This is a genomic window from Christiangramia pacifica, from assembly GCF_057221535.1.
Map to the genome: position 1 here is coordinate 527,023 of NZ_CM170146.1, position 25,899 is coordinate 552,921.

A 25,899-nucleotide genomic window follows, 5' to 3' on the forward strand; every position below is an offset into this window, starting at 1 on the left:
TTAATTAATCTTAAATCGAATATACGTAATCGGTTTTCCTTTTTCAAGGTACTGTTTTTCGTAGAAAGTCTGAATACCTGTTACCTCTTTTGGTGAATATTCATTTGAATAGATATCGTGATGCGCATACAACACCTCGTGACCTTCACCATGCAAGAGGCCAAGGGTATAGCCATGCATAAATTCAGAATCGGTTTTTAAATGCATTATTCCCTCTGCATTCAGAATGTTTTTATACCTCTGAAGAAATTCGGTATTGGTGAGCCTGTGCTTGGTTCTTTTATACTTGATCTGCGGATCTGGAAAGGTGATCCAGATCTCACTAACCTCACCAGCTGCAAAAATATATTCAATAAGTTCTATTTGAGTTCGAATAAAAGCCACATTACTTAATCCATCTTCCAGTGCCGTTTTGGCGCCACGCCAGAATCTTGCTCCCTTGATGTCTATCCCAATAAAGTTCTTTTCAGGATTTTGCCTGGCCAGCTCTACAGTATATTCACCTTTTCCGCAACCTAGTTCAAGAACGACCGGGTGATCATTTTTGAAGAATTTTTCGCTCCATTTACCTTTTAATTCAAATTGATTATCGGTTAGCTCTTCCCTGGAAGGCTGGATAACATTTTCGAATTTCTCGTTTTCCTTAAAGCGCTTAAGTTTATTCTTGCTTCCCACTAAAAATTAATATTTTGGTAAAATTAAATAAAATCACCCAGCTGTCTATAAGAATACATTTGTAATATGCGAAAGAAGAGAATATTGGTGGCTGCGCTAAATTGGGGTTTAGGTCACGCTGCCAGATGTATTCCCATCATAAGAGAACTTCAGCTAAATGGTTATGAGCCAGTTATAGCCTCAGACGGTCCAGCCTTGGAACTTCTGAAAAAAGAATTCCCGCATTTAAATCATATTGAACTTCCTTCTTACAATATTCAATATACCAAGAACGGAATTTACCTTAAATGGAAAATGATCATGGATAGTCCCAGGATTGTTAAAGCAATTCGCGAAGAAAAAAAGCTAACCAGTGACATCGTTAAAAAATACAATATCAAAGGCATCATTTCAGATAATAGACTGGGAGTTCGATGTAAAAAATTAAGAACTAATGTCTTTCTAACCCATCAACTGAATGTATTAAGTGGAAACACATCTTTTCTTAGCAGCTATCTGCATCAGCAATATATTAGCAAGTTCGATCAATGCTGGGTTCCAGATGTTTCCGGAAAGAATAATTTAAGCGGAATCCTGGGACATTTGAAGAAAATGCCGGAAAATGTCAAATACATCGGTCCTTTGAGCCGAATGGAAAAAAGGAATACGCCTGAATTCTTTGATTTTCTTGTACTTCTAAGCGGACCTGAACCTCAACGTTCTATCCTGGAATCTATTTTGCTGAAAGAGTTTAGAAATTCAGAAGCCAGGATTCTATTTATAAGGGGGGTATTTACAGATGAGATCCTGGATTTCCCGAATAGCAATATCAATATCAAAAACAATCTCTATGGAAAAGCTCTTCAGGAAGCTATGAATGCCAGCAAATATATTGTATCAAGGTCTGGTTACTCTACTTTGATGGACCTTGCAAAACTGGAGAAAAAGGCGTTTTTCATTCCCACGCCGGGACAAAACGAACAGGAATACCTTGCTAACAGATTATCTAAATTGGGAATCGCGCCTTTTAGTAAACAGGAAGATTTTGACCTGACGCAACTTCGAAAAATAGAAGATTACAAAGGTTTAAGTGATTTCGGGGATCACGTTGTCTTCAGGGATCTTTTTTCTTTTTTCGAGGGTAAATGAGAATTCACTTCCTACACCAAAAACACTCTCCACATAGATCTTTTCACCATGAGCTTCCAGGATATGTTTTACAATAGAAAGCCCAAGTCCGGAGCCACCTTCTTTTCTTGAACCGCTTTTATCAACTCGGTAAAAACGTTCAAAAAGTCTCGGAATATTTTCCTTTTCTATTCCTTCCCCATTATCGGTAACCCGAACGATCACTTTGTTCTTAATCAAATTCTCGATACTAATCTCGGTGGTACCTCCTTTTTTTCCGTATTTGATAGAGTTCACGATCAAATTTGTAAGTACCTGCTGAATTCTTTCCCGGTCTGCCCTTACATATATTGGTTCTTCATAGTCAAGATCAAAAGTTAGGGTAATTTCCTTTTTTGCTGCTTTCATCTCAAGAAGATCAAAAGAAGCCTGAATCAACTCAACGATATCAAAAGACTCATAACGCAAATGCAGATCCCCGGTTTCCAGCTTAGTGATCATATCGAGATCTTTTACTATATAAATGAGCCTTTCGACCCCTTTATTCGCACGAGCTAAATATTTTTTACGGATAGCTTTATCCTTATGCGCACCATCAAGCAAGGTCAGTATATATCCTTGAACGGTGAATAACGGAGTTTTAAGCTCATGGGAAACATTCCCCATGAATTCTTTACGGTAAGCTTCTCTAACCTTTAAGGTTTCAATTTCCAACTTTTTGTCTTCAGCAAATTTTTTCACCTCACGGGTCAAGCTGGACATGTCTGTAGTGATCTGATCCCTGCTCAGAGTTTTCGAATCTAATAAGGACACATTGTCGTAAACCTTTTTTATCCTGCGATAGATAAACCGTTCAACTCTATACTGAATGATTAGGAAAGTGAATAGGTAACAGAAAATAGCAAATATCAGCATGGAGATCCAGAGCGACTGGATCTCTAAAAGTGAAAAAACAGCCATGATCGCCGTAAGAAATACACAGATATAAAGGGCGGTTCTAAGAGCAAAGCGATATGAACGTTTAAACTTATGCGACATTAAACTACAAATTTATAGCCTACTCCTTTAATAGTCTTGATCTTTTCATCACCTATCTTTTCCCGTAATTTTCGAATATGAACATCAATAGTTCTCCCTCCAACTACAATATCGTTGCCCCAAACATTATCAAGAATATCTTCACGAGTAAAAACCTTTCCTGGTTTTGAAGCTAATAAGGAAAGTAATTCAAATTCTTTTCTCGGTAATCCCATCTCCTCACCATTCTGAACGATTTTGTATTCTTCACGATTAATGGTGATATCTCCAAGTTTAACCACATTTTCTGACGTTTCTTCATCACGGTATCTCCTTAACAGTGCCTTTACCTTGCTTACCAGAACTTTTGGCTTGATGGGTTTGGTAATGTAATCATCAGCTCCAGCATCAAAACCGGCCATTTGCGAATAATCTTCTCCCCTAGCGGTAAGGAAAGCGATGATCGTTCCTTCCATGTCTGGCATCTTTCTTATCTGTTCACAAGCCTCAATACCATCCATTTCCGGCATCATAACATCTAAGATTATTAGATGAGGCTTTTTTTTACGAGCAAGTTTTACGGCATCTGCACCATTATCTGCAGTGATCACGTCGTAACCTTCAGAAGAGAGGTTGTAGCCCACTATTTCGAGGATATCCGGCTCATCATCTACTAATAAAATCTGAATGTCTTTTTTCTTCATAACGTATTAAGATGTGGTTAAGAGCTCATAAAATTAACCAATAATTTGAACTATAAGGTCATTAACACATTAGTAACATTAAACTAACTCTTTAATGACAAATGATTAATTCTTAGATAACATCGCTTATGGGTCTTCACCGTTTATTTGCAGCGAGATTTTATAGCAAAAACAAAAATGAAAAAATTCTTATTACTATCATTCTTATTAATTGTAAGTGTAATGCATGCTCAGGATAGCACTACCGGGTCTATTGCTGGTAAACTATCTGACCGTGAAATGAGCGGAGAGCCACTTCCATTTGCAAATGTTTTGATAAAAGGTACAGCTAAAGGTACTACGTCAGATTATGACGGATTATACCTACTAGATAACTTAGAGCCAGGAACATATACTGTAGTATTCAGCTTTGTTGGATATGAAACGCTTGAAGTTCCTAATGTTGTTGTTGAAGCAGGAAAAGTTACCGAAGTAAATACAGATCTTGGTTCCAGCGCCGCAGCATTAGATGAAGTAGTGATCACTACAGTTTCAAGAAGGGATTCTGAAGTAGCACTTCTGGTAGAACAAAAAAATTCAGTTGAAATTAAAGAGAGCATCGGAGCTCAGGAATTAGCCAAATTGGGAGTATCCGATGCTGCTACAGCAACTACAAAGATCTCCGGAGTTTCCAGCAGTGAAGCTTCAGGAGATATTTTTGTTAGAGGTCTTGGAGATCGTTATCTGTATACAACGATGAATGGATTACCAATTCCATCTGATGATGTAGAACGTAAGAACATCGATCTTGGACTTTTCCCAACCAGGGTAATTCAGAATATCAGTATTAGTAAAACATATGCTGCTCAGAATTCATCAGACCAGGCTTCGGGAAGCGTTGATATCACCTCCAGAGAATTAAGAGGTTCCAGTGAATTAGACCTTGGTCTTCAAATTGGAGCTAATACTAACGCGGTTGGTCAGTTTGGAGACTTCAAAGTTTCTCCAAACCAGGATGATGTTTATTTCGGATTTTACGACCAGTTGATCCCTACTCAATACAGTCTAAATAACCAGGATTGGGATCCAAAAGATGCCGCTTTCCCAATGAACAGGAAATACGCCTTAACTGCAGGAAAGAAATTTGGAGATTTTAAGGTGCTTTTTACTGCCTCTAATTCTACTGCTTTTGAATATAATCAAGGTGTTTTCAAATATTACAGAGCAAACATTCTTGAAGATCAATTTACCGACGCTACCAACTATACTAAAACTGACAATAACACGGCATTGTTAGACCTTGGATATGATTTCAACGACAATAACCGAATTAAAGTTACCAGTCTTTTCATCAATAAGGTAACAGACCAGGTTTTTGAAGCAGGTAGAAACGGAATGGGAGAAGTTGAAGATGAGGATGATTTTGATCCTACTCTAAACCAGTTCATCCGTGACCAGAACATCAAACAAACGAGACTTTGGGTAAATCAATTGCACGGTTCTCACGATATGTGGGAAGGAAAGAATGAAATTGACTGGGCCGTTGGTTATAACATGGTAGATGCAGATGAGCCAAACCGAATAAGAAACGAGATCAACTTTAAAGAAGGAGATATTCAGCTGGCTCAAACAGGACAATATCAGCAAAGAAAATCTATTCAGGAGATCGAAGATTCTGAATTGAATGCCCTGATAAAAGACAAATACAACTTTATCGCTGAGGATAATGAAGAAGGAAAAGTTTTCAATGTGACTTTCGGTGGAAACTATCGTAATAAAGAACGAACTTTCTATTCAAGGTTCTATGGTGCGGAAGAGTTAACCTACAACACTGTAAAACCAAATTCGCTGGATAACCTAACCGAAGTATTTACTACAGAAAACTTCAATAATGATCTTTTGAATTTCAATGAAAGATCTGCCGACCGATATAATGCTGTTCTTGAATCAGGATCAGGATACGCTTCTGTAAATTACGGAAACGATGTTTGGAATCTGAATGTTGGCGCTAGATATCAGAGAGACCAGATAGATGTAGCTTTTGATGTAAACAACTATTCTCCAAATGCACCAAAATATGTTCAGAAGATCTATGATAATATTTATCCTAGTATTAACCTGAAATATTCTCCAAACGAAGATTCAAACATCAGGTTAGCGGCGAGTAAAACGATCACTCTACCAGAATTTAAAGAGATTGCTCCGTTTGAATATGTTTCTCCAACTGCACAGGTTACAAAAGGTAATCCAGATCTGGAAGCTTCGAACAACTATAATCTTGATCTGAAATACGAGTTTTTCCCAAGTTCAGGAGAACTTCTTTCACTTACAGGGTTTTACAAAAAGATCAAGGACCCTATAAACAAAGCTCAGCAAAGAGGTGCTGCCGGGATCTTTTCTTACTTCAACGCAGGAGAGGAAGCAAATATCTACGGGCTGGAGTTGGAAGCAAGAATGGATGTGATCGAAAACGAAAATGAAGCAGGACTGGATATGTCGGTTTCTACCAATATCACCAGAATGTGGCATAAACAAGACTTGAAAGATGTTTTTGATAATGGTGTATATAACTACACATTCAGATACGGTGGAAAAGACGAAATAGGTCTTCAGGGAGCTTCAGACTGGATCCTGAACTCATCTATCAACGTGTCCACAGAAACAGAAAACCCATTCAGAGCAAGCCTTGTTGGAGCCTACGCGTCAGACAAGATCTTTGCACTTGGTAACCCTGAAACTACAAATCTTGACCTGATTGATATGGATTACAATGATGAGATCATGGAAAAAGGTTTTGTAACCCTGGACCTTATCATGTCTAAACAGCTTGGGGACAACTGGGAATTTGAATTTAAAGGACAGAACTTACTTAATCCAGAAATAGAAAGATATCAGGCTATTAAGCCTATGTCTGGTGACTTGCCGGAAACTAACCAAACCGTGCGCTCATACACCAGAGGTTCTATCTTGACATTAGGAGTAAGCTATACATTTTAACCACTTATAAATTAACCTTTAACACAACTCAAATTAAATTTTGAAATCAAAAACAACAAAAATGAAAAGCGTAAAAAACCTATTGTATTTATCGGTATTGTCATTAGGATTAATGGCAACTTCGTGTAGTGACGATGCAAACATCGATCTTATAGACGATACAGATGATGCTCCCGCAACAGGAGGTACAGATCTTAATGGGACTCTTGAGGAAGACATGACTCTTGATGCTTCAAAAACATACAATCTAACCGGAACGTTTTCAGTTGAATCTGGTGTGACTTTAACAATACCTGCCGGAACTGAGATCGTAGCCGATGCAACTTCAAGTGCAAGTGATGAAACTGAGGTTTATATCGTGGTTCAAAAAGGTGGAAATATTGAGATCAATGGTACTTCCAGTTCACCAGTAATTATGAGAGCGGCAAGTAATCGTGCAGGAAGCTGGGGTGGTCTTGTGATCGCTGGTAATGCTTCAACCACTGCAGGATCAGATGCTGAGGCCGAAGTTGGTGGAATTATCTACGGAGGAACTGACGATTCTGATAGTTCAGGATCTATTAACTATCTTGTTCTAAGGGATGCCGGTGCTTCAATTAACCCGGAATCTCAATATAACGGACTTTCTTTATATGCTGTTGGTTCAGGAACTTCCATTCAAAACCTTGCTATTATCAACGGAGCTGATGATGGAGTAGAATTTTTCGGAGGAACTGTTTCCGTAACTAATCTATACCTGGAAGACAACGAAGATGATGCTGTAGACTGGACTGAAGGATGGAGCGGAACTATCACGAATACTTACGTACTTCACACGATCGGAAACTTCTCTACTGCGATCGAGGCAGACGGCGAAGACAATAATCCAAGAATCAATAATTTCACGGCAGTTTCTACAACTGGCGGAACAGCTTTACAATTCAAAAAGAATTCAGGGGCTACCATTACTGGACTTTCACTTTCAGGATACGGTAAATCATTAGATATTGCTGATGATAACAGAACCGATCTTTCAAATATCCAGATCAACGGAGCTGATGCTGATAAAGCAAATGCTTACGCAGGTACTCCAACAGTAGATGCATCTACTTTCAACTGGATAGATAACCGAGGCGCCGTATCTGTATTGCCAAGTTCAATAGACACCGATTTTAGCCTAGATGGAAATACTCAATATGTACTTAGCGGAATCATGTCTGTAGAAGATGGAGCTACGCTAACAATTCCTGCGGGAACAAGAATCACTGCAAGAAGTGATAGCGAAACTGAAGCTACAAGCATCTATATCGTAGTTCAAAAGGGCGGAATGATAGATATCCAGGGAACTGAAAGCAATCCTGTAATCATGGAGTCTAATTCCGGACAGTCTGGAAGCTGGGGTGGTCTTGTGATCGCTGGTGATGCTCCAACTACCGCAGGTAATAATGCTGAAGCTGAAGTAGGTGGAATTAAATACGGTGGTACTACTACAGACGATAATTCAGGTTCTATTGAATATCTTATCCTTAAGGATGCCGGGGCTTCTATCAATCCTGAATCTCAGTATAACGGACTTTCTCTTTATGCTGTTGGTTCCGGAACTACAATTGAAAATATAGCAATTTTGAACGGTGCAGATGACGGCGTTGAATTTTTCGGAGGAACTGTTTCTGTAACTAACATCTACCTGGAAGATAACGAAGACGACGCTGTAGACTGGACTGAAGGATGGAATGGAACGATCACTAACACTTACGTGTTACATACCATCGGAAATTTCTCAACTGCTATTGAGGCAGACGGTGAAAACAATAATCCACAGATCGTGAATTTCACTGCAGTTTCTGAAACTGGTGGAACTGCTTTACAGTTTAAAAAGAATTCTGGTGCTACCATTACTGGTCTATCTTTGACTGGATACGAAACTGTCCTTGATATTGCTGATGACAACAGAACAGATCTGTCCGGAATTCAAATCGAGGGAATGGCTGCCACTTTAGAGGCTACTTATGAGGTTGATGCAACTGTAGATGTAGCAATTTTTGACTGGGCAAACTAAAAACAGAGTAGCGCTATAATAATTTGAATATCAATAATTAGCCAAAATAAAAGGGTTGCCAAGCGCAGCCCTTTTTTATTTCTCTAAAAATTCCAGGAACTTAGATTTTATGGCAAGATTTTTGAAATTTTATTTGTAAGTTTGTCTAAACCTCGATCAAAAGAATGAAGCAAAAATACTTATTCACCTTTTTTCTTGTTTGTTTCCTGATGATTGCCGCCCCGGCAACTGCTCAGGAATTTGATCGTGCACCACAGCGAACAGAAATTCCTATTGATGGTCTGTCAATTTATCCTAACCCTGTAACTGGAGGAAAAGTTTATATTTCTTCGACAAAAAATCAGGAGAAGATCATAGACATCTATAATGTGTTGGGAAAACCTGTTCAGAAAGCTCGTTTAAGAGGTAGAGAATTAGATGTTTCAACCTTGACTCCAGGTATTTATATTCTTAAGATCCAGGAAGGTAAAGCAAAGGCAACAAGAAAGCTGGTTGTAAAATAATTTTTTTTCCTTTTCAATTTTAAACGGCTTCTATTTCAGAGGCTTTTTTTATTCCTTAATTTTGAGCAAAACTTCTAATACCCATGCTTGAAAAGAAAATTTTTGAGATCTCCAATAATTCTGATTTTGAGAGAACAGCATTAGAAGTTTACAAATATCAGTTCAATAACAATGAAGTTTACCGGGAATTTTCAGTACATCTGAAAAAAAATCCTGATAATGTTAGCAATGTTGCAGCTATCCCATTTTTGCCAATTGAATTCTTTAAAAGCAAAAAAATAGTGAGCGAAGATCGAGATCCTCAAATCGTTTTCACAAGTAGTGGCACCACTGGCTCCAATACTAGCAAACATTATGTTACTAATCTTGATCTTTATGAAGAGAGCTTCTTGAAAACTTTCAGAAAGTTTTATGGAGACCCTTCAGAATATATTTTCCTGGCTCTACTACCCTCTTATCTGGAAAGACAAGGCTCTTCTCTAATCTATATGGCTGAACACTTAATTAACGCATCTAATCATTCCGAGAGCGGATTTTACCTTGACGAGCTTGAATCTCTATCTAATAAGCTAATGCAACTTGATTCAGGTTCTAAGAAAGTTTTTTTGATCGGTGTTTCATTCGCATTGCTTGATTTAATTGAAGCAAAAAAGTTCCAGCTTAAGAATACCATTATTATGGAAACCGGCGGAATGAAAGGTCGTAGAAAAGAAATGATCCGGGAAGAACTTCATGCGCATCTAAAGAAAGGTTTTGGTGTGGATGCTATTCACAGCGAGTATGGAATGACCGAATTACTTTCACAAGCCTATTCAGATGGTCATGGTATTTTTGACTGTCCGCCATGGATGAAAATTCTCATTCGCGATCCCGAAGACGCGCTTACTTATCTTCCTAACAACAAAACCGGAGGAATCAATGTGATTGACCTGGCTAACCTAAATTCCTGCTCATTTATTGCTACTCAGGACCTGGGAAGAATAAAAAATGACGAAATCGAGATACTGGGAAGGTTTGATAACAGTGACGTAAGAGGTTGTAATTTACTTTTATTATAAAAAAATTCAATCTGCTGTAAAGTTTCAGAAAAAATTACGACGTAACTAGTGCAAAATGAAATTGATACCAAATCAATTCACTTTTGCAGGCTAAGTGAAATTTTTCATATTAGATTGGTTAGTTAGTTACGAAGCCTTCAGAATTTCATCTGAAGGCTTTCGTTTTTTTTAAATCTATTCCGCTTAAACCTTATAAAAAAAGGTGAGATAGAGAATCATTCCCATTGCTATGGCAAAGATGACCACGCTAACGATATTTTCAGTTTTAGAATTATCCATATCTTCAATAATACTTACGTAATTAGTCCTGATACGGTTTAAAACCAATATTTTAATGAAATTATTTCGCCTGAATAATATAAGTGTTTTTCTTTCCCTTATTCAGGATCACATATTTGCCATTTATAAGATCTTCACTTGTGATCTTGTAATCTTCCTTAACTTTCTCCTTGTTTACTGAAACCGAATTCTCTTTTAAGGCTCTTCTGGCCTCTCCGTTGGAATTCAAAAATCCGGTCTTGGCAGATAGGGCCGCGATCATATCCAGTCCTTCTTCAATTTCACTTATAGAAACCTCAGCCTGAGGAACCCCTTCAAAAATATCTAAAAAGGTAGCTTCATCAAGCTTTCTAAAATCATCTGCGGTACTTTTCCCGAACAGCACTTCAGAAGCCGCCAGGGCATTCTCATATTCAGCTTCAGAATGCACCATACTGGTCACTTCTTTTCCAAGTACTTTTTGCAATTCTCTTTTATGAGGCGCTTCCCTGTGCTTTTCGATCAGGCTTTCGATTTCATTCTTGCTCAGAAAAGTAAAGATCTTAATATATTTTTCAGCATCTTCATCGCTGGTATTCAACCAGTATTGGTAGAATTTATAAGGAGAAGTTCTGTTAGCATCAAGCCAAACATTCCCACCTTCGGTTTTACCGAATTTCGTACCGTCTGCCTTGGTGATCAAAGGGCAGGTAAGAGCATAGCCCTTCCCGTCTCCTATCCTTCTGATAAGTTCAGTTCCTGTGGTAATATTTCCCCACTGATCGCTTCCACCCATTTGAAGCGTACAGCCTTTTTCTCTGAATAGGTGGAGAAAATCGTATCCCTGAACCAACTGGTAGGTGAATTCTGTAAATGACATCCCCTCAGATGAATCTGATGACAATCTTTTCTTCACCGAGTCTTTCGCCATCATGTAGTTCACTGTGATATGTTTTCCCACATCCCTGATAAAATCAAGAAATGAGAAATCTTTCATCCAGTCGTAATTATTCACCAGCACTGCGGCGTTATCCATATCTGAATCAAAATCCAAAAACCTTGAAAGCTGTTCTTTCAATGAATCCTGGTTATGTCTTAATGTTTTTTCATCTAAAAGATTTCGTTCCGCAGATTTTCCTGAAGGATCACCAATCATTCCGGTTGCGCCTCCAACTAAAGCATAAGGTTTATGCCCGGCAAGTTGAAAATGCCTTAACATCATTACTCCAACTAAATGCCCAATATGTAGTGAATCTGCGGTAGGATCTATTCCCACATAGGCAGACCGCATTTCTTCCATTAAATGTTCTTCTGTTCCTGGCATGGCATCATGCAACATTCCTCTCCAGGTTAATTCTTCAACGAAATTCTTTTCCATATTCTAATAATTCAGATAAAAACAGCCGTAAAGATACCATTTACTCTTATTTTTCCTAAGTGCTTTAGCTATATTTACCACATGATTTTGGTAACAGGAGGAACCGGTTTGGTTGGTTCCCATCTATTATTTGAACTGGCACGCCGAGAGGAAAATCTGAAGGCCACGATGAGGTCTTCCAGTGATCTGTCTCAGGTTAGAAAAGTATTTGGATATTATACTAATAAGTCTGAAGCAGATAAACTTTTTAACCGGGTAAATTGGATTACTGCAGATATCAATGATATTCCCGCATTAAGCCAGGCTTTTGAAAATATAACTGAAGTTTACCATTGCGCTGCCCTGGTTTCCTTTGACCCATCAGATGAGAAAAAGCTCAGAAAAATAAATATTGAAGGGACTGCGAATGTGGTTAATCTTTGCATCGCCAACGGAATTAAAAAACTTTGCCATGTAAGTAGTGTGGCGGCCATCGGATCTTCTTCAAAAAATGGCAGCCTTGATGAAACCGCCAAATGGAATCCAGAAGAAAATCACAATGATTACGCGATCTCCAAATATGGGGCTGAAATTGAAGTTTGGCGTGGTACCCAGGAAGGAGTGAATTCTGTAATTGTAAATCCCGGAGTCATTATTGGTCCAGGGTTTTGGAGTTCTGGAACCGGAAAGATATTCTCAAAGATCGATAACGGCTTGAAGTACCATTTTCCGAAAGTCACCGGTTTCGTTGGAGTTCAAGATGTTGTAAAAAGCATGATCCAGTTAATGAAATCTGAAGTATGCAATGAACAATTTATCCTCGTTTCTGAAAATATAAGCTTTGAAAAGGTTTTCAAAAATTCAGCCCAGGCTTTGGGCAAACCTGCTCCTTCAAAGAAACTAACAAAATCCATGATCACCATAGGCTGGATAATTCAGAAAATTGGAAGTTTATTCGGTATGAAAAGACAGATTACCAGAGATTCTATCAACGGCTTGTTCGAAGAAACTTATTTTGACAATTCAAAGCTCAGAAAAGAATTGAATTTTGAATTTACACCAATGGATAAAGTGCTTGAAGAAACCGCAAAGGTTTACTACAATGAAAATAGCTAATTAGAAGATCCCTCAGTAGAAACTGCCGGAGGTATCAAACTGTCTAACTCCTGTTCTTTCAATTCCTCCATTTCCCTGCGTTTTATGGAATCTAAACGAATTGAATCCCTTAGTCTCGGATTTCGCTTTAAAGAATCTATTAATTTAATGGAATCCTTTTCAGCTTTCATAATACTATCTTCTATTCTAACTTCAACATCACGCAAAGAATCAAGTTTATTTTTCATGATCTGCACCCGAGCTTTAACGCTGTCATAGATTACTTCATATTGGGCGTAATTCTCAGAATACCAGTTGTTGCTACGCTCAAATTGTAGACTATCTATACCGAATTTTTCGAAAATATAGTTGTCCGGATTCAAACCTGTAGCTTCTAGCTTTTGCTTGTTATAATTCCTGGCAGCGTGAAGCAGGGAAACCTCTGTAAGTACATCGATCATTTTTGATTCTGGAATAAGATCATCAGGCTTTTCGGATTTTTTCAGATCCTGGCAGGAGACGGAAAAAATTAAAAAACTTAAAAGCAGGATAATATTATTTCCTTTAACGATCAAAACTTAATTTTTCAGCAATTTGAGTAAATGGAGTATGCTTGAAATTTTTATAAACAAGTTTTCCGTTCACGAATGTGTGCGTAATCCTGGATTTAAAAGTAGTTCCTTCAAATGGTGACCACTGACACTTAGAAAAAATGTTATCAGGTTGAACAGCCCATGGAGAATTAAGGTCTACCAGCACAAGGTCTGCTTTATAACCTTCTCTAATAAATCCACGTTTTTCAACATCGAATAAAATCGCCGGGTTATGGCAGGCTTTTTCTACAATTTTCTCCAGAGATATTTTTCCCTGGTGATGCATTTGCAGTAATGCCGGTAAGGCATGCTGAACTAAAGGACCACCACTAGGCGCTTTCGTGTAAACGTTCTTTTTTTCCTCCTTGGTATGAGGAGCGTGATCTGTAGCCAGAACATCTAAGTGATTATCCAGCAGACCAGCGAGCAGCGCTTCCTGATCTTTTTTGGTCTTTACCGCAGGATTCCATTTTATAAATGTTCCCTTTTTTCCGTAATCTGAATCATTGAACCATAAGTGATGTATGCACACCTCGGCCGTGATCTTTTTATCTTTTAAAGGTTTTTTATTATTGAAAAGACTTAATTCTTTTGCTGTGGAAACATGGAAAACATGAAGTCTTGCTCCAGTTTTCTTTGCTAAAGCGACCGCTCTAGATGAAGATTTGTAACATGCTTCCTCACTTCTGATCTTTGGGTGAAGTTCAATAGGAATATCATCTCCGTAACGTTCAATGCAATCCTCTAGATTCTTTTTGATAGTCGCTTCATCTTCGCAATGAGCAGCAATAAGAACAGGAGATTTTTTAAAGATCTGTTCTAAAACTTTCTCATCATCTACCAGCATATTACCAGTTGAAGAACCAAGAAATAATTTTAGGGCAGGTACATTTTTAGGATCTATTTTTTCAATCTCGCTTAGATTGTCATTAGTCCCACCAAACATAAATGAATAATTCGCATAAGAAGTTTCAGAAGCTATTTTGAATTTTGCCTCCAATTCTTCCATAGTTGTAGTTTGAGGAAGTGTATTTGGCATTTCAATAAAAGAAGTGATACCTCCTGCAACTGCAGCTTTAGAACCGGTTTCAATAGATTCCTTATGAGTTAGTCCAGGTTCTCTGAAATGCACCTGATCATCTATAAGACCAGGTAGTAAATAGGTGCCCTCAGCATCAAAAATGTTTACATCCGGAGATTTGGCACTTATACTTTCAGAAATTTCTGAGATGATCCCGTCTTCAATAAAAACATCACCATCAAAAATTTTCCCTTCGTTTACAATCTTTGCGTTCTTGATTAAAACCTTCTTCATTAGACTTTTTTCCTGTTAAACAGACTTTTGAGCTTCATTTTAATTACCCCAAAAACGGCTTCTGAAATTATGGAGCCGCTCATTTTCGAAGTTCCCCTGGTTCTATCTGTGAATATCACGGGAACTTCCAAAATTTTAAAATTATGAAGATGAGCTTTGAACTTCATCTCAATCTGGAAGGCATAGCCAACAAACTGAATTTTGTTGAGATCTATGGTCTCCAGGACTTCTCTTTTATAACACACAAAACCTGCTGTGGTATCCTGAATATCCATCCCGGTTACCAGTCTCACATAACGTGACGCCAGCCAGGACATCAAAACCCGATTCATGGGCCAGTTGATCACATTAACTCCGGTTATATACCGGGAACCAATGGCAACCGCTGCACCATCCCTTTTACAGGTATTATATAATCTTATGAGATCGTTTGGATTATGGGAAAAGTCGGCATCCATTTCGAAGATATAATCATAATCCCTTTCTAATGCCCACTTAAATCCATGGATATAGGCCGTACCTAGACCCTGTTTACCAACTCTCTCTTCAATGAACAAACTGTCAGGATATTCAGCCTGCAATGTCCTTACCCGGGTTGCAGTACCATCGGGAGAATTATCATCTACTACCAGAATATGAAACTTCCTTCTTTGAGAGAACACATTTCTTATGATGCGTTCAATATTCTCGATTTCATTAAAGGTGGGTATAATAATTATCCCATTTACCATTCCCAAATATTTTGCACAAATGTATGCAAATTAAAACTTCAAAACTTTAAGTTGAGGCGCCGGAATAAAGGTCAAAATTTTACATTTGTAAAAATTTATTTCATGCAGGCGACCGAAAGAATTTACGAATATCAGGATTGGATCACTGTCGTTTTCCTGATCTGTTTTGTTCTTCTGGTCCTCGCCAAGTTATTATTTCCTCAGCGATTTGATGAATTCACAGCCTTACTCAACTCCGGCAAATTTATAGCCTTTAAAGGAAAAGAGAATAAGGCTTTTCACGGTTTTAACATATTATTATTAACGGTACAGGCACTGGCAGTTTCAGTGTTTTTATATGTAGCCTACACTCATTTTTTTGAAGTTACTTCAACTCCACTTATTATTTTCATCAGGATCTTAACTGCTTATTTCTGTTTGATTTTAATAAAAGCGGGTGTAGAAAAGATCATCGGCAATATTTTTGACCTGGATGAAAAAATAGACTATTACCTATTTCAAAAATTCAGTTACCGTAATTTCATCGCTTTATTTGTCCTGGCGGCTTCTTTATTTTTAATTTATTCGGTAAACCCTTCCTCCATAATTATAGGTATCATAGGAATCACGGCGATTCTTGCAAACACTATCGGCCTGATTATCATATATAGAAGAAATCAAAGTGTGCTTAGCGCTAATTGGTTCTATTTTATTTTGTACCTTTGCGCACTTGAAATCGCCCCTTATATTATTTTGTACAAGCTAATTACAATTTAAAAAGGATCTAATAAAGTTTTATATATGAAAGTGAAAACAATTTTGGTTTCTCAGCCTGAACCTAAGGTCGAAAATTCTCCTTACTTCGAGCTAGAGGAAAAGCAAAAAGTTAAAATTGATTTCATCCCTTTTATTCATGTAGAAGGCGTACCTTCTAAGGAGGTAAGACAACAAAAGGTTGATCTTACCAATTATTCGGCTATTATACTTACCAGCCGAAATGCAGTAGACCATTTTTTCAGAATTGCTGAAGAAATGAGATTTAAAGTACCAGATACGCTCAAATATTTCTGTTTAAGTGAAGCTGTTGCTTATTATCTTCAGAAGTATGTGGTTTATCGAAAGCGTAAGATTTATGTAGGGAAGAGAACATTCGCAGAGCTGGCTCCTTTAATTAAGAAGTATAAGAATGAGAAGTTTCTTTTACCTTCTTCAGACATGCTGAAACCAGATGTTCCAAAAACACTGAATAAACTCGGCGTAGAATGGAAAAAAGCTGTTTTTTACAGGACGGTAGTTAGTGACCTTTCTCACCTGAAAGATGTGACTTATGACATCCTTGTTTTCTTCAGCCCTAGTGGAATCAAATCTCTTTTTGAAAACTTTCCAGATTTCAAACAAAACGATACTAGAATAGCTGTTTTTGGTAATACTACTATTAAAGCGGCGAAAGAACACGGTCTTGTGGTAAACATTAAAGCTCCAACACCGGAGACTCCAAGTATGACCATGGCGATCAACAAATATATTAGTGAAGTAAATAAGAAATAATTACTTTCCTTCAGGATAAAACATAAAAAATCCGGTCAGTTGACCGGATTTTTTGTTTTCAACTTCTAACAAATTAACACTTATTCTACCGGAGCTCCATTCATAATCTCTTCATTTGCGTATTCTTCAAACTTACTGAAGTTCTTTCTGAAGAAACTTGAAAGTTCTTTTGCTTTTAGGTCGTAAGCATTCTGATCTTTCCAGGTATTTTTAGGATTCAGAACTTCTGAAGGCACACATTCACAGGTCTTTGGCATTTGCAATCCAAAAATTTCATGCTTTTCATATTCTACATCGTCCAGTTTCCCTTCCAATGCAGAACTAATCATTTCACGTGTATATTTTAGTTTCATTCGGCTACCAACTCCATAAGGTCCGCCGGTCCATCCAGTATTTACCAACCATACGTTCACGTTGGCATCTTTCATCTTTTTACTAAGCATTTCGGCATATTCAGTTGGATGCAAAGGCATAAATGGCGCTCCAAAACAAGCAGAAAAGCTTGGTACAGGTTCATCAACACCTGCTTCAGTTCCGGCAACTTTTGCTGTATATCCACTTATAAAATGGTATGCAGCTTGTCCCGGAGTTAATTTGCTGATTGGAGGCAATACTCCAAATGCATCTGCCGTAAGGAAAAATATGTTCTTCGGGTTTTCCCCCGTAGATGGCTCTTGGATATTATGAATATGATGAATTGGATAGCTTACTCTCGTATTCTGAGTGATCGTGGTATTTTCAAAATCCACATTTCCGTTTTCATCCAGCACCACATTTTCCAGAATAGCTCCGGGCTTAATCGCACGGTAGATATCAGGTTCATTTTCTTCTGAAAGATTGATCACTTTTGCATAACATCCTCCTTCAAAATTGAAAATAGTATTTTCTTCTGTCCAGCCATGTTCGTCATCACCAATTAACTTTCTTTCAGGATCTGCGGAAAGCGTGGTTTTCCCTGTTCCCGATAATCCGAAGAAAATAGCTGTATCACCATCTTCACCTACGTTGGCAGAACAGTGCATTGGCAAAGTATTTTTATAAACTGGAAGTATAAAATTCAAGGCAGAAAAAATTCCTTTCTTGATCTCTCCGGTATAACCTGTTCCTCCAATTAAAGCAATCTTTTTACTGAAATTAAGAATCGCAAAATTTTCCTGTCTTGTTCCATCTACATCCGGATCTGCTTTGAATCCAGGTGCGTTCACAATTAGCCAGTCTTCCTTAAAATCATCTAATTCTTCATCCTCTGCTCGTAAGAACATATTAAAGGCGAAAAGGTTAGACCATGGATATTCGTTGATTACACGAATATTCAGGCGGTAAGCGTTATCGGCACATGCATAAGCATCCCTGGCATAGACTTCTTTTCCATTAAGATAAGCGGTTACTTTATCGTAAAGTTTATCGAACTTCTCAGGATCAAATGGAATGTTTATATCTCCCCACCAAACTTTATCTTTGGTTACTTCATCTTTAACGATGAATCTATCCTTTGGAGACCTTCCAGTAAACTCACCGGTATTGACAGCCAAAGCTCCAAATGAGCTTTCAACTCCCATCCCGAGTCTTAAAGTTTCTTCATGTAGTTCTTGCGGAGATAGCTGATAATGTACTGTGGCATTTTTAATCCCGTAATCCTCTAACGAAATCGTTTTCGTAATTTGGGTGTTATCGACCATAAAAAAATCAATTCTGTTGTTTGTTTAGGCGTACAAAAGTAAAAATCTTAGATAGATAAAACGTTAAACAGTTTTAATTTATTTCTTTTTTAACTTTATGAATCTCAGCAATAAAATGGCCCATCCCAGGATTAGCAAGGTACCACCTAAGGGTGTGATTAATGCGAAGGAAGTAAAATCTATACCTGTCAGGCTTCCGGTAGTTAAAAGATAGATGGATCCTGAAAACAATACCACCCCTAAACAAAAGAGATAAAATATCAAATTAAGTGATCTTTCAGGAAAGAATTTAAAACCACCGATTATTAGCAGTAAAAAAGCATGATACATCTGAAATCTCACCCCGGTTTCGAAAGAATTGATTGATTCTGCAGAAATTGAATCCTTTAGTCCGTGCGCTGCAAAAGCTCCTAAAATAACTGCCAGTAATCCAAAAATTGCTCCGGTGATCAAAAATTTCCTGTTCATACTTTCAATTTTATTTGACTCAAAGTTTTAATACATTCGTTCAACTACACAAAACTAACTTAATTTATGCGAGAAATTTTAATTGTGGGAGCAGGAAAATCTACCTCTGTTCTCATTAATTACCTGCTACAGCAGGCCGACAAAGAAGATCTTTTTTTAAGAATTGGGGACATAGACCTCGAGAATGCCAAAAGTGCCTGTAATGATCATGTGAAATGCGAAGCTTTTGAACTTGATGTTTTTAAGGCCGAAAGCAGAGAACCGGCAATAAAAAGAGCTGATATTGTGATCTCCATGTTGCCCGCCAGATTTCATATTGAAGTGGCGAAAGATTGCCTGAAATTCGGTAAAAACATGGTTACTGCATCCTATATAAGTGACGAGATGAAAGCTCTGGATGAAGAGGTTACATCAAAAGGTCTTGTTTTTATGAACGAGATTGGAGTAGATCCTGGAATAGATCATATGAGTGCGATGCAGGTGATAGATCGTATTCGTGATAACGGCGGAAAAATCCTGCTTTTTGAATCTTTTACCGGTGGCCTGGTAGCTCCGGAAAGCGATGATAATCTATGGAATTACAAATTTACCTGGAATCCAAGAAATGTTGTTGTCGCAGGGCAAGGCGGTGTCGCAGAATTTATCCAGGAAGGAAAGTATAAATACATCCCTTACCATAGATTATTCCGTAGAACTGAATTTTTGCAAGTGGAAGGTCACGGAAAATTTGAAGGTTATGCAAATAGAAACTCTCTTAAATACCAAAGGATTTATGGACTTGAAGATGCATTAACCTTATATAGAGGAACCATTAGAAAAGTAGGTTTCAGCCGTGCATGGAATATGTTTGTTCAATTAGGAATGACCGATGACAGTTTCGAGATGAAAAATTCAGAAGATATGAGCTATCGGGATTTCATAAATTCATTTCTACCCTATTCTCCTAGTGACTCCGTAGAACTTAAAGTACGCCATAATCTGAAAATTGATCAGGATGATATCATGTGGGATAAATTGATCGAACTGGACCTGTTCAATCCTGATAAAAAGATCGGGATCAAAAATGCGACTCCGGCCCAGGCGCTTCAAAAAATCTTAATAGATAAGTGGTCTTTGTCCAAGGATGATAAAGATATGATCGTAATGTACCATAAGTTTGGTTATGAATTGAACGGTGAGAAAAAACAGATCGACTCAACGATGGTTCATATAGGAGAAGATCAGTCTAAAACCGCTATGGCTAAAACGGTTGGTTTACCTGTTGCTCTGGCTGCAATCATGATTCTGAATGGAGAAATTAAAACTCCGGGAGTTCAATTACCAATACAGAAGGAAGTGTATGGCCCACTCCTAAAAAAACTGGAAGAGCATGATATCAAATTTAAAGAAAAAGAGACCGAATATTTGGGATATAACCCATTTGGAGAGGTAGGCAATTAGAATTGGAAAGCATTTTTTGTATTTTAGCTTAACGACCAAAAATTTAACCTATGAAGATTGTAAATGATAATGTTAAGCTTGATGGAATTGATAAAACCATTCTCAATTTCCTCATGAAAGATGCTAAAAAACCAATTTTAGAAATAGCAAAAAATATCGGTATCACCGGGGCTGCCGTCCACCAAAGATTAAGAAAACTTGAAAAATCAGGATTGATCGAAGGTTCAAAGATGATGCTGGACGCACGTTTACTTGGCTATAAAACCATGGCTTTCGTGGGAGTTTATTTAGATAAAGCAGTTAGTAATCCACAAGCAGTGAAAAAACTGAGTGAAATTCCGGAAGTGATCGAATGCCATTATACTACAGGGAACTGGTCTATTTTCCTGAAAATTCTCTGTACAGATAACGAGCATTTAATGCATGTTTTAAACAAAAACATCCAGGCCATCGAAGGTGTTTCTAGAACAGAAACATTTATCTCCTTAAATCAGCAGATAGACAGGCAGATCAAGATTTAGAAATAAGAAAGGCAGCTATTTCTAGCAGCCTTTCTTTATTCAATTTTGTGTTTCAATTAATCTCTTCCTAAAAATATACTTACAAAGTATAGCAAGGTTGCCAGAGAACCAATTGCGGCAACCACGTAAGTTCTGGCGGCCCATTTTAGTGAATCTTCCGCAGCGTCATGTTCAGAAGCGGTTAGCATATTTTCGGTTTCAAGCCAGACCAATGCCCTCTTACTAGCATCATATTCCACAGGTAATGTAATAAAGCTAAACAATGTACCCATACCATACATGATGATACCGATAAGCAATACAGTTTGGCCTACTCCAACGCCTACCATCGTCATAAGAATCAAACCTCCAAAAATTGCCCATTGGGACAATTTAGAAGCTACGCTCACCACTGGCACCAACTTACTTCTCATCTGCAACCAGCTGTATGCTTTCGCATGCTGCACCGCGTGGCCACATTCGTGTGCCGCAACAGCTGCAGCCGCTGCATTTCTTTGAGAATAAACTCCTTCACTAAGATTTACCGTTTTCTTGGAAGGATTATAATGATCTGAAAGCATTCCCGGAGTTGAGATCACCTTTACATCTGTAATCCCATTATCACGGAGCATTTTTTCCGCGATCTCCTTACCGCTCATCCCATTCTGAAGATGAACTTTCGAGTATTTTTTAAATTTACTTTTGAGCTTATTGCTCACATACATGCTTACTATAAAAATAAGTCCTGCAATTATATAATATCCTAACATCGTATTTTAAGTTTGTCGGTTTTAATGAGATTTAAATATATCAAAAATCTAGCCATTAGAATCATCTGACAGCCCTCGGAAGCCAAAGCTCACGTTAATAATTATTAAAACTCTCTGAATGAATTTCAAAATAGTCGCATTATATTTCACAAATTCAGATATTAGCTATATTTGCAACGATTAATAAAAATCAGCTATGCAATACGAAAGAATACTTTTAAAACTATCAGGAGAAGCTCTAATGGGAAACCGCCAATATGGCATCGATCCGGAGCGACTGGCAGAATATGCCGCAGAAATCAAATCGGTAGTTGATAAAGGTGTTGAATTAGCGATTGTCATTGGTGGAGGGAATATTTTTAGAGGTGTTGCCGGAGCTAGCCGCGGAATGGACAGAGTGCAGGGTGACCATATGGGAATGCTTGCAACTGTGATAAACGGTCTTGCTTTACAAAGTGCCCTTGAAGATGCAGATATTCAAACTAGGTTACAATCGGCCATAAAAATCAATGAAGTAGCAGAACCTTTTATTCGTCGTAAGGCGATAAGACACCTGGAAAAAGGCAGGGTGGTGATTTTTGGAGGTGGTACTGGAAATCCCTATTTCACTACAGATTCAGCTGCTGTTTTAAGAGCAATCGAAATCAAGGCAGATGTAATCCTAAAAGGAACTCGTGTTGATGGGATCTATACTTCAGACCCGGAAAAAGATAAAGGAGCAACCAAATTCGATTTCATTACATTTGAAGATGTAATCAAAAAAGGACTGAAAGTAATGGATACTACAGCCTTTACGCTAAGTCAGGAAAACGAATTACCAATAATAGTTTTCGATATGAACAAACCGGGCAACCTGCTTAAAGTTGCTACCGGAGAACGTGTTGGAACCAAAGTGAACTTATAAATTTCAAATAGTAAATTAGATTAAAATGGATGAAGTTGAATTTATTCTAGAAGAAGCAAAAGAAGGAATGGAAAAAGCCATTGCGCATCTTAAAAAACAACTTTCAAATATACGTGCCGGGAAAGCCAATCCAAGTATGCTTGGAAGTGTAATGGTTGAATATTATGGATCGCAAACGCCTTTGCAGCAAGTTGCAAACGTGAATACTCCTGATGCCAGAACACTTTCCATTCAACCTTTTGAGAAAAGTCTTATCCACGAGATCGAAAAAGGAATTATGATGGCAAACCTTGGTTTTAACCCGATGAATAATGGGGAGAGCGTGATCATCAATGTTCCACCACTTACCGAGGAAAGAAGAAAACAGCTATCCAAGCAAGCTAAAGCTGAAGCAGAGGACGCCAAAGTTGGTGTGAGAAACGACAGAAAGCAGGCTATGCAGGAATTAAAAAAACAGGACATCTCTGAAGACTTATTAAAAAGTTCTGAAGAAGATGTTCAGGAATTAACGAATTCGTACATTGAAAGAATAGATAAGATTCTTTCAGTAAAAGAAACAGAGATCATGACCGTATAATGGTCTCTAAATCACATAAGTTTGCCGGAATAAATCTGATCTAAACCCAGATTTGCTCCGGCATTTTTTATTTATAGCTATCAACCAACCATGCGAAACCCTCTTCTTATATTCTTATTATTAGTTGCCACAAATATGCTTGGCCAGAATATTATTCCGGGAAGAGTAATAAATAAAGAAACAAGGAAACCTCTTGCCTATGCTGAGATCAATCTAAAAAAGGGAGGTCAGATCCTTACCAATATTGATGGAAGCTTTGAATTAAGACTTTCTGAAGACAGTGATAGTCTGCGCATCTCCTATGTTGGCTTCAAAACTATCAATATCCAAGTGAGCAAAGCTACACGGTATCTACAAATTGGGATGACTCCAAAATATGAAAAACTTGAAACCGTAACAATTTCAGATCGGCCGAATCCTGCTGAAGCATTAATCGAAAAAGCAATTCAAAAAAGGGATTTAAATGATCCTGAAAAAGTACTTTCAGGATATAAATACAAATCTTACAATAAGTTCATTATAGACAATGAGTTTAATGGCATTAATCTGCAGGCAGATTCTACTTCTTCCGCAATTCAAACTATTATCAATGACGGCCGGGCGTACCTTTCTGAAAAAGTTTCGGAGCATACATATTCAGTTAACAAAGGTCGTCGCGAAGATGTTATAGGAATTAAAACTGCCGGATTCAATAGGCCGGTGTATAATGTTCTGGCGATGGAAGTAAATCCATTTTCATTATATCAAAAAGATTACGAGCTGTACAAAACAAAATATGCCGGACCTCTGGCAAATAACGCTCTACGAAACTATGATTACCAGATCCTGGATACCATAAATTCAGAAAGACCTGCTTACATGGTATATTTTAAACCTAAACGGGAGCAGGTAGTTGCAGGCCTGGAAGGTATCTTATACCTGGATACGGAAAGCCTGGCAATTCAGAAAGCTATTGCTCAATTACTAGGAGCTATCAAACTTGAAGTGACGCACACTTATCAATATTATCCTGAAAAAGATATTTGGTTTCCTTCTGAACAATCTACCAGGATTCGACCTGGTGCCGGTGGAAAAGAAATTTCAGTTTTTGGAGGAACTATCTCTGTTGGAGCAGTTCAAAAAGACGGCGGATTGCTCAATACCATTTTCGGTTCTAAGGAAGCTTCAGGAGATCTTTACCTGAATTCGACGACTAAAAATTACAACATCGATCTTGATTATAATGCCGATGTCTCAAAATCTGATGCAGACATCAATGTATATTCAGAATCATCAAATAAGGATGCAAGTTTCTGGGAACAGAATAGGAGAATTGATTTTACTTCAAGAGATGAAGCGACCAGGGAAAAAGTTGACAGTCTCATTAAAGTCGGAGATGTAGAACGAAAAATTGAGATCAAAAAAGCAATGGCTAACGGATACTATCCGATTGGATTCTGGGATCTGGACCTGAGTAAGATCTTTAAATTCAATAATTATGAAGGAATCAGGCTTGGAATTGGTGGAAAAACCAACGATAGGGTTTCTGAAAATTTCAATATCAATGGTTATACAACTTATGGCTTTAAGGATGAGGTTCTGAAATATGCGATCGGCACACAGATCTATTTGAATAAACAAAATGGGACATTCCTGAACTTCAATTTTGCCAGAGATATCAGGGAGGTTGCTTCTTTTAATTATTTAAAAGGTCAGAATACATTTTCTATTCTGGAACCAAGGTTTGTAAATATCAATTTCTTTTATAATTATCGCAGATATTCTGCAGGTATAGAACATAGATTCACACCTAAACTAGACACCCAGCTACGTATTTCCAGGGAAGATATCTGGCAAACAAAAAACTATATATTTGTTGAACAATCTCGGGAATATAGGGATTACGACCTTACTACGGCTACCTTCTCTTTTCTTTGGAGACCATTTTCAAGGTTTCTGAATACGCCTGATGGAAATATTCTTCTTGAAAAGGATTTTCCGCAGTTTACGGGCCAAATAGAACAGAGCTTTTCAGTATTGAGCGGTGATTTTACCTTCACCAGATTAGGATTGAAAGCCGAACATGAGATCAAAAGACTCGATAATTCCAGAACTGAATTTATTCTTGAAGGAAATTATGCTTTTGGAAATATCCCGCTCACGCACGTTTTTCACTCCTATCCAAACAATCCGAATCGCAGCAGTATTTTTAGAAGATTTTCAGTAGCGGGAAGGAATAGTTTTGAAACCATGTATTTCAACGAATTCTATAGCACCAGCCAGGCGATGCTCCATGTAAGACATCAACTGAGACCTTTCAAAATCTCGAAAAGCTTTCAGCCAGAGCTTGTTTTTATATCCAGGCATGCCATTGGAGATTTTGAAGATCCGGAAAAACATCAAAATGTAAATTTTAATACGCTGGAACATGGATATTCTGAAGCAGGGCTGGAACTTAATAAGTTATTCGCCGGTTTTGGTTTAAGTACAGCCTATAGATATGGCGCTTATCATCTTCCAACCTTCAAGGAAAATTTCAGTTTTAAATTTACACTGCAGCTGGAGCTTTAATAATTCGCAGATTAATCATTTAATTACAAACTAATTAAAGAAGCTTTTTTTACCTTT

23 protein-coding genes are annotated in these 25,899 nt (G+C 37.8%); 13 read left to right on the top strand and 10 right to left on the bottom strand.

Annotated elements, in window-relative coordinates:
- Positions 1–675 (bottom strand): tRNA (guanosine(46)-N7)-methyltransferase TrmB, encoded by a 675-nt coding sequence (trmB, locus tag AC2S94_RS02425; protein WP_484629923.1) that lies wholly within the window; start codon positions 673–675, stop codon positions 1–3.
- A 66-nt stretch (positions 676–741) separates the two neighbouring features.
- Here trmB and AC2S94_RS02430 point away from each other — a divergent pair, with 66 nt between their 5' ends.
- Complete coding sequence (locus tag AC2S94_RS02430; RefSeq protein ID WP_484629924.1) at positions 742–1,803, top strand: glycosyltransferase; 1,062 nt, start codon at positions 742–744, stop codon at positions 1,801–1,803.
- Here AC2S94_RS02430 and AC2S94_RS02435 read toward each other — a convergent pair.
- Complete coding sequence (locus tag AC2S94_RS02435; protein ID WP_484629925.1) at positions 1,741–2,820, bottom strand: sensor histidine kinase; 1,080 nt, start codon at positions 2,818–2,820, stop codon at positions 1,741–1,743. The genes AC2S94_RS02430 and AC2S94_RS02435 overlap by 63 nt on opposite strands.
- Positions 2,820–3,503 (bottom strand): response regulator transcription factor, encoded by a 684-nt coding sequence (locus AC2S94_RS02440; protein WP_484629926.1) that lies wholly within the window; start codon positions 3,501–3,503, stop codon positions 2,820–2,822. The genes AC2S94_RS02435 and AC2S94_RS02440 overlap by 1 nt, the downstream gene beginning before the upstream one ends.
- Positions 3,504–3,680: 177 nt before the next feature.
- On the opposite strand from AC2S94_RS02440, the gene AC2S94_RS02445 reads away from it, so the two are divergent.
- The 4 genes from AC2S94_RS02445 (at position 3,681) to AC2S94_RS02460 (ending at position 10,078) form a co-directional block, all read left to right on the top strand.
- Positions 3,681–6,479 (top strand): TonB-dependent receptor, encoded by a 2,799-nt coding sequence (locus tag AC2S94_RS02445; protein ID WP_484629927.1) that lies wholly within the window; start codon positions 3,681–3,683, stop codon positions 6,477–6,479.
- 61 nt (positions 6,480–6,540) lie between these two features.
- Positions 6,541–8,517, top strand: a complete 1,977-nt coding sequence (locus tag AC2S94_RS02450; RefSeq protein WP_484629928.1) for a hypothetical protein — start codon at positions 6,541–6,543, stop codon at positions 8,515–8,517.
- A gap of 164 nt (positions 8,518–8,681) precedes the next feature.
- Positions 8,682–9,020 (top strand): T9SS type A sorting domain-containing protein, encoded by a 339-nt coding sequence (locus AC2S94_RS02455; protein WP_484629929.1) that lies wholly within the window; start codon positions 8,682–8,684, stop codon positions 9,018–9,020.
- An 83-nt stretch (positions 9,021–9,103) separates the two neighbouring features.
- Positions 9,104–10,078, top strand: coding sequence for a LuxE/PaaK family acyltransferase (locus tag AC2S94_RS02460; RefSeq protein ID WP_484629930.1), 975 nt, complete (start codon positions 9,104–9,106; stop codon positions 10,076–10,078).
- A 340-nt stretch (positions 10,079–10,418) separates the two neighbouring features.
- Here the strand turns inward: AC2S94_RS02460 and tyrS are convergent, their stop codons facing one another.
- Positions 10,419–11,714, bottom strand: a complete 1,296-nt coding sequence (tyrS, locus tag AC2S94_RS02465; RefSeq protein WP_484629931.1) for a tyrosine--tRNA ligase — start codon at positions 11,712–11,714, stop codon at positions 10,419–10,421.
- Between the two features lie 81 nt (positions 11,715–11,795).
- Between tyrS and AC2S94_RS02470 the strand changes: the two genes are divergently transcribed.
- Positions 11,796–12,809, top strand: a complete 1,014-nt coding sequence (locus AC2S94_RS02470; RefSeq protein WP_484629932.1) for an NAD-dependent epimerase/dehydratase family protein — start codon at positions 11,796–11,798, stop codon at positions 12,807–12,809.
- On the opposite strand, the gene AC2S94_RS02475 is transcribed toward AC2S94_RS02470, so the two are convergent.
- From AC2S94_RS02475 to AC2S94_RS02485, 3 genes are read right to left on the bottom strand one after another with little or no spacing between them, the layout of a single operon-like run.
- Positions 12,806–13,363, bottom strand: a complete 558-nt coding sequence (locus AC2S94_RS02475) for a DUF4296 domain-containing protein (RefSeq protein WP_484629933.1) — start codon at positions 13,361–13,363, stop codon at positions 12,806–12,808. The two genes, AC2S94_RS02470 and AC2S94_RS02475, sit on opposite strands and share 4 nt — an antisense overlap.
- Positions 13,353–14,696: a dihydroorotase gene (locus AC2S94_RS02480; RefSeq protein WP_484629934.1), complete on the bottom strand. Its 1,344-nt coding sequence runs from the start codon at positions 14,694–14,696 to the stop codon at positions 13,353–13,355. The genes AC2S94_RS02475 and AC2S94_RS02480 overlap by 11 nt, the downstream gene beginning before the upstream one ends.
- The gene (locus AC2S94_RS02485) at positions 14,696–15,427 is read right to left on the bottom strand and encodes a polyprenol monophosphomannose synthase (RefSeq protein WP_484629935.1); all 732 of its coding nucleotides are present in this window, start codon (positions 15,425–15,427) and stop codon (positions 14,696–14,698) included. Before AC2S94_RS02485 ends, AC2S94_RS02480 begins: the two co-directional genes overlap by 1 nt.
- A gap of 102 nt (positions 15,428–15,529) precedes the next feature.
- On the opposite strand from AC2S94_RS02485, the gene AC2S94_RS02490 reads away from it, so the two are divergent.
- Both AC2S94_RS02490 and AC2S94_RS02495 read left to right on the top strand, forming a co-directional pair.
- Positions 15,530–16,183 carry a DUF4271 domain-containing protein gene (locus AC2S94_RS02490; protein WP_484629936.1) on the top strand — a complete coding sequence of 218 codons (654 nt, stop codon included), beginning with the start codon at positions 15,530–15,532 and terminating at the stop codon, positions 16,181–16,183.
- 24 nt (positions 16,184–16,207) lie between these two features.
- On the top strand, positions 16,208–16,954 hold the full coding sequence (locus AC2S94_RS02495; protein WP_309560182.1) for a uroporphyrinogen-III synthase: 747 nt from the start codon (positions 16,208–16,210) through the stop codon (positions 16,952–16,954).
- Positions 16,955–17,034: 80 nt separating this feature from the next.
- Here the strand turns inward: AC2S94_RS02495 and pckA are convergent, their stop codons facing one another.
- Positions 17,035–18,633, bottom strand: coding sequence for a phosphoenolpyruvate carboxykinase (ATP) (gene pckA / locus AC2S94_RS02500; RefSeq protein ID WP_484629937.1), 1,599 nt, complete (start codon positions 18,631–18,633; stop codon positions 17,035–17,037).
- 78 nt (positions 18,634–18,711) lie between these two features.
- Positions 18,712–19,101, bottom strand: a complete 390-nt coding sequence (locus tag AC2S94_RS02505; protein WP_484629938.1) for a DUF423 domain-containing protein — start codon at positions 19,099–19,101, stop codon at positions 18,712–18,714.
- Positions 19,102–19,167: 66 nt separating this feature from the next.
- On the opposite strand from AC2S94_RS02505, the gene AC2S94_RS02510 reads away from it, so the two are divergent.
- A complete protein-coding gene (locus AC2S94_RS02510) occupies positions 19,168–20,541 on the top strand; it encodes a saccharopine dehydrogenase family protein (protein ID WP_484629939.1) in 1,374 nt (457 codons plus the stop codon).
- A 50-nt stretch (positions 20,542–20,591) separates the two neighbouring features.
- Positions 20,592–21,062 (top strand): Lrp/AsnC ligand binding domain-containing protein, encoded by a 471-nt coding sequence (locus AC2S94_RS02515; RefSeq protein WP_484629940.1) that lies wholly within the window; start codon positions 20,592–20,594, stop codon positions 21,060–21,062.
- 56 nt (positions 21,063–21,118) lie between these two features.
- Here the strand turns inward: AC2S94_RS02515 and AC2S94_RS02520 are convergent, their stop codons facing one another.
- Positions 21,119–21,811, bottom strand: a complete 693-nt coding sequence (locus tag AC2S94_RS02520) for a zinc metallopeptidase (protein WP_484629941.1) — start codon at positions 21,809–21,811, stop codon at positions 21,119–21,121.
- 196 nt (positions 21,812–22,007) lie between these two features.
- On the opposite strand from AC2S94_RS02520, the gene pyrH reads away from it, so the two are divergent.
- The 3 genes from pyrH to AC2S94_RS02535 all read left to right on the top strand — a co-directional run bounded on the left by pyrH (position 22,008) and on the right by AC2S94_RS02535 (position 25,842).
- Positions 22,008–22,715, top strand: coding sequence for a UMP kinase (pyrH, locus tag AC2S94_RS02525; RefSeq protein ID WP_309560176.1), 708 nt, complete (start codon positions 22,008–22,010; stop codon positions 22,713–22,715).
- 25 nt (positions 22,716–22,740) lie between these two features.
- Positions 22,741–23,292, top strand: coding sequence for a ribosome recycling factor (gene frr / locus AC2S94_RS02530; RefSeq protein WP_484629942.1), 552 nt, complete (start codon positions 22,741–22,743; stop codon positions 23,290–23,292).
- 90 nt (positions 23,293–23,382) lie between these two features.
- On the top strand, positions 23,383–25,842 hold the full coding sequence (locus AC2S94_RS02535; protein WP_484629943.1) for a DUF5686 family protein: 2,460 nt from the start codon (positions 23,383–23,385) through the stop codon (positions 25,840–25,842).
- Positions 25,843–25,899 lie beyond the last annotated feature (57 nt).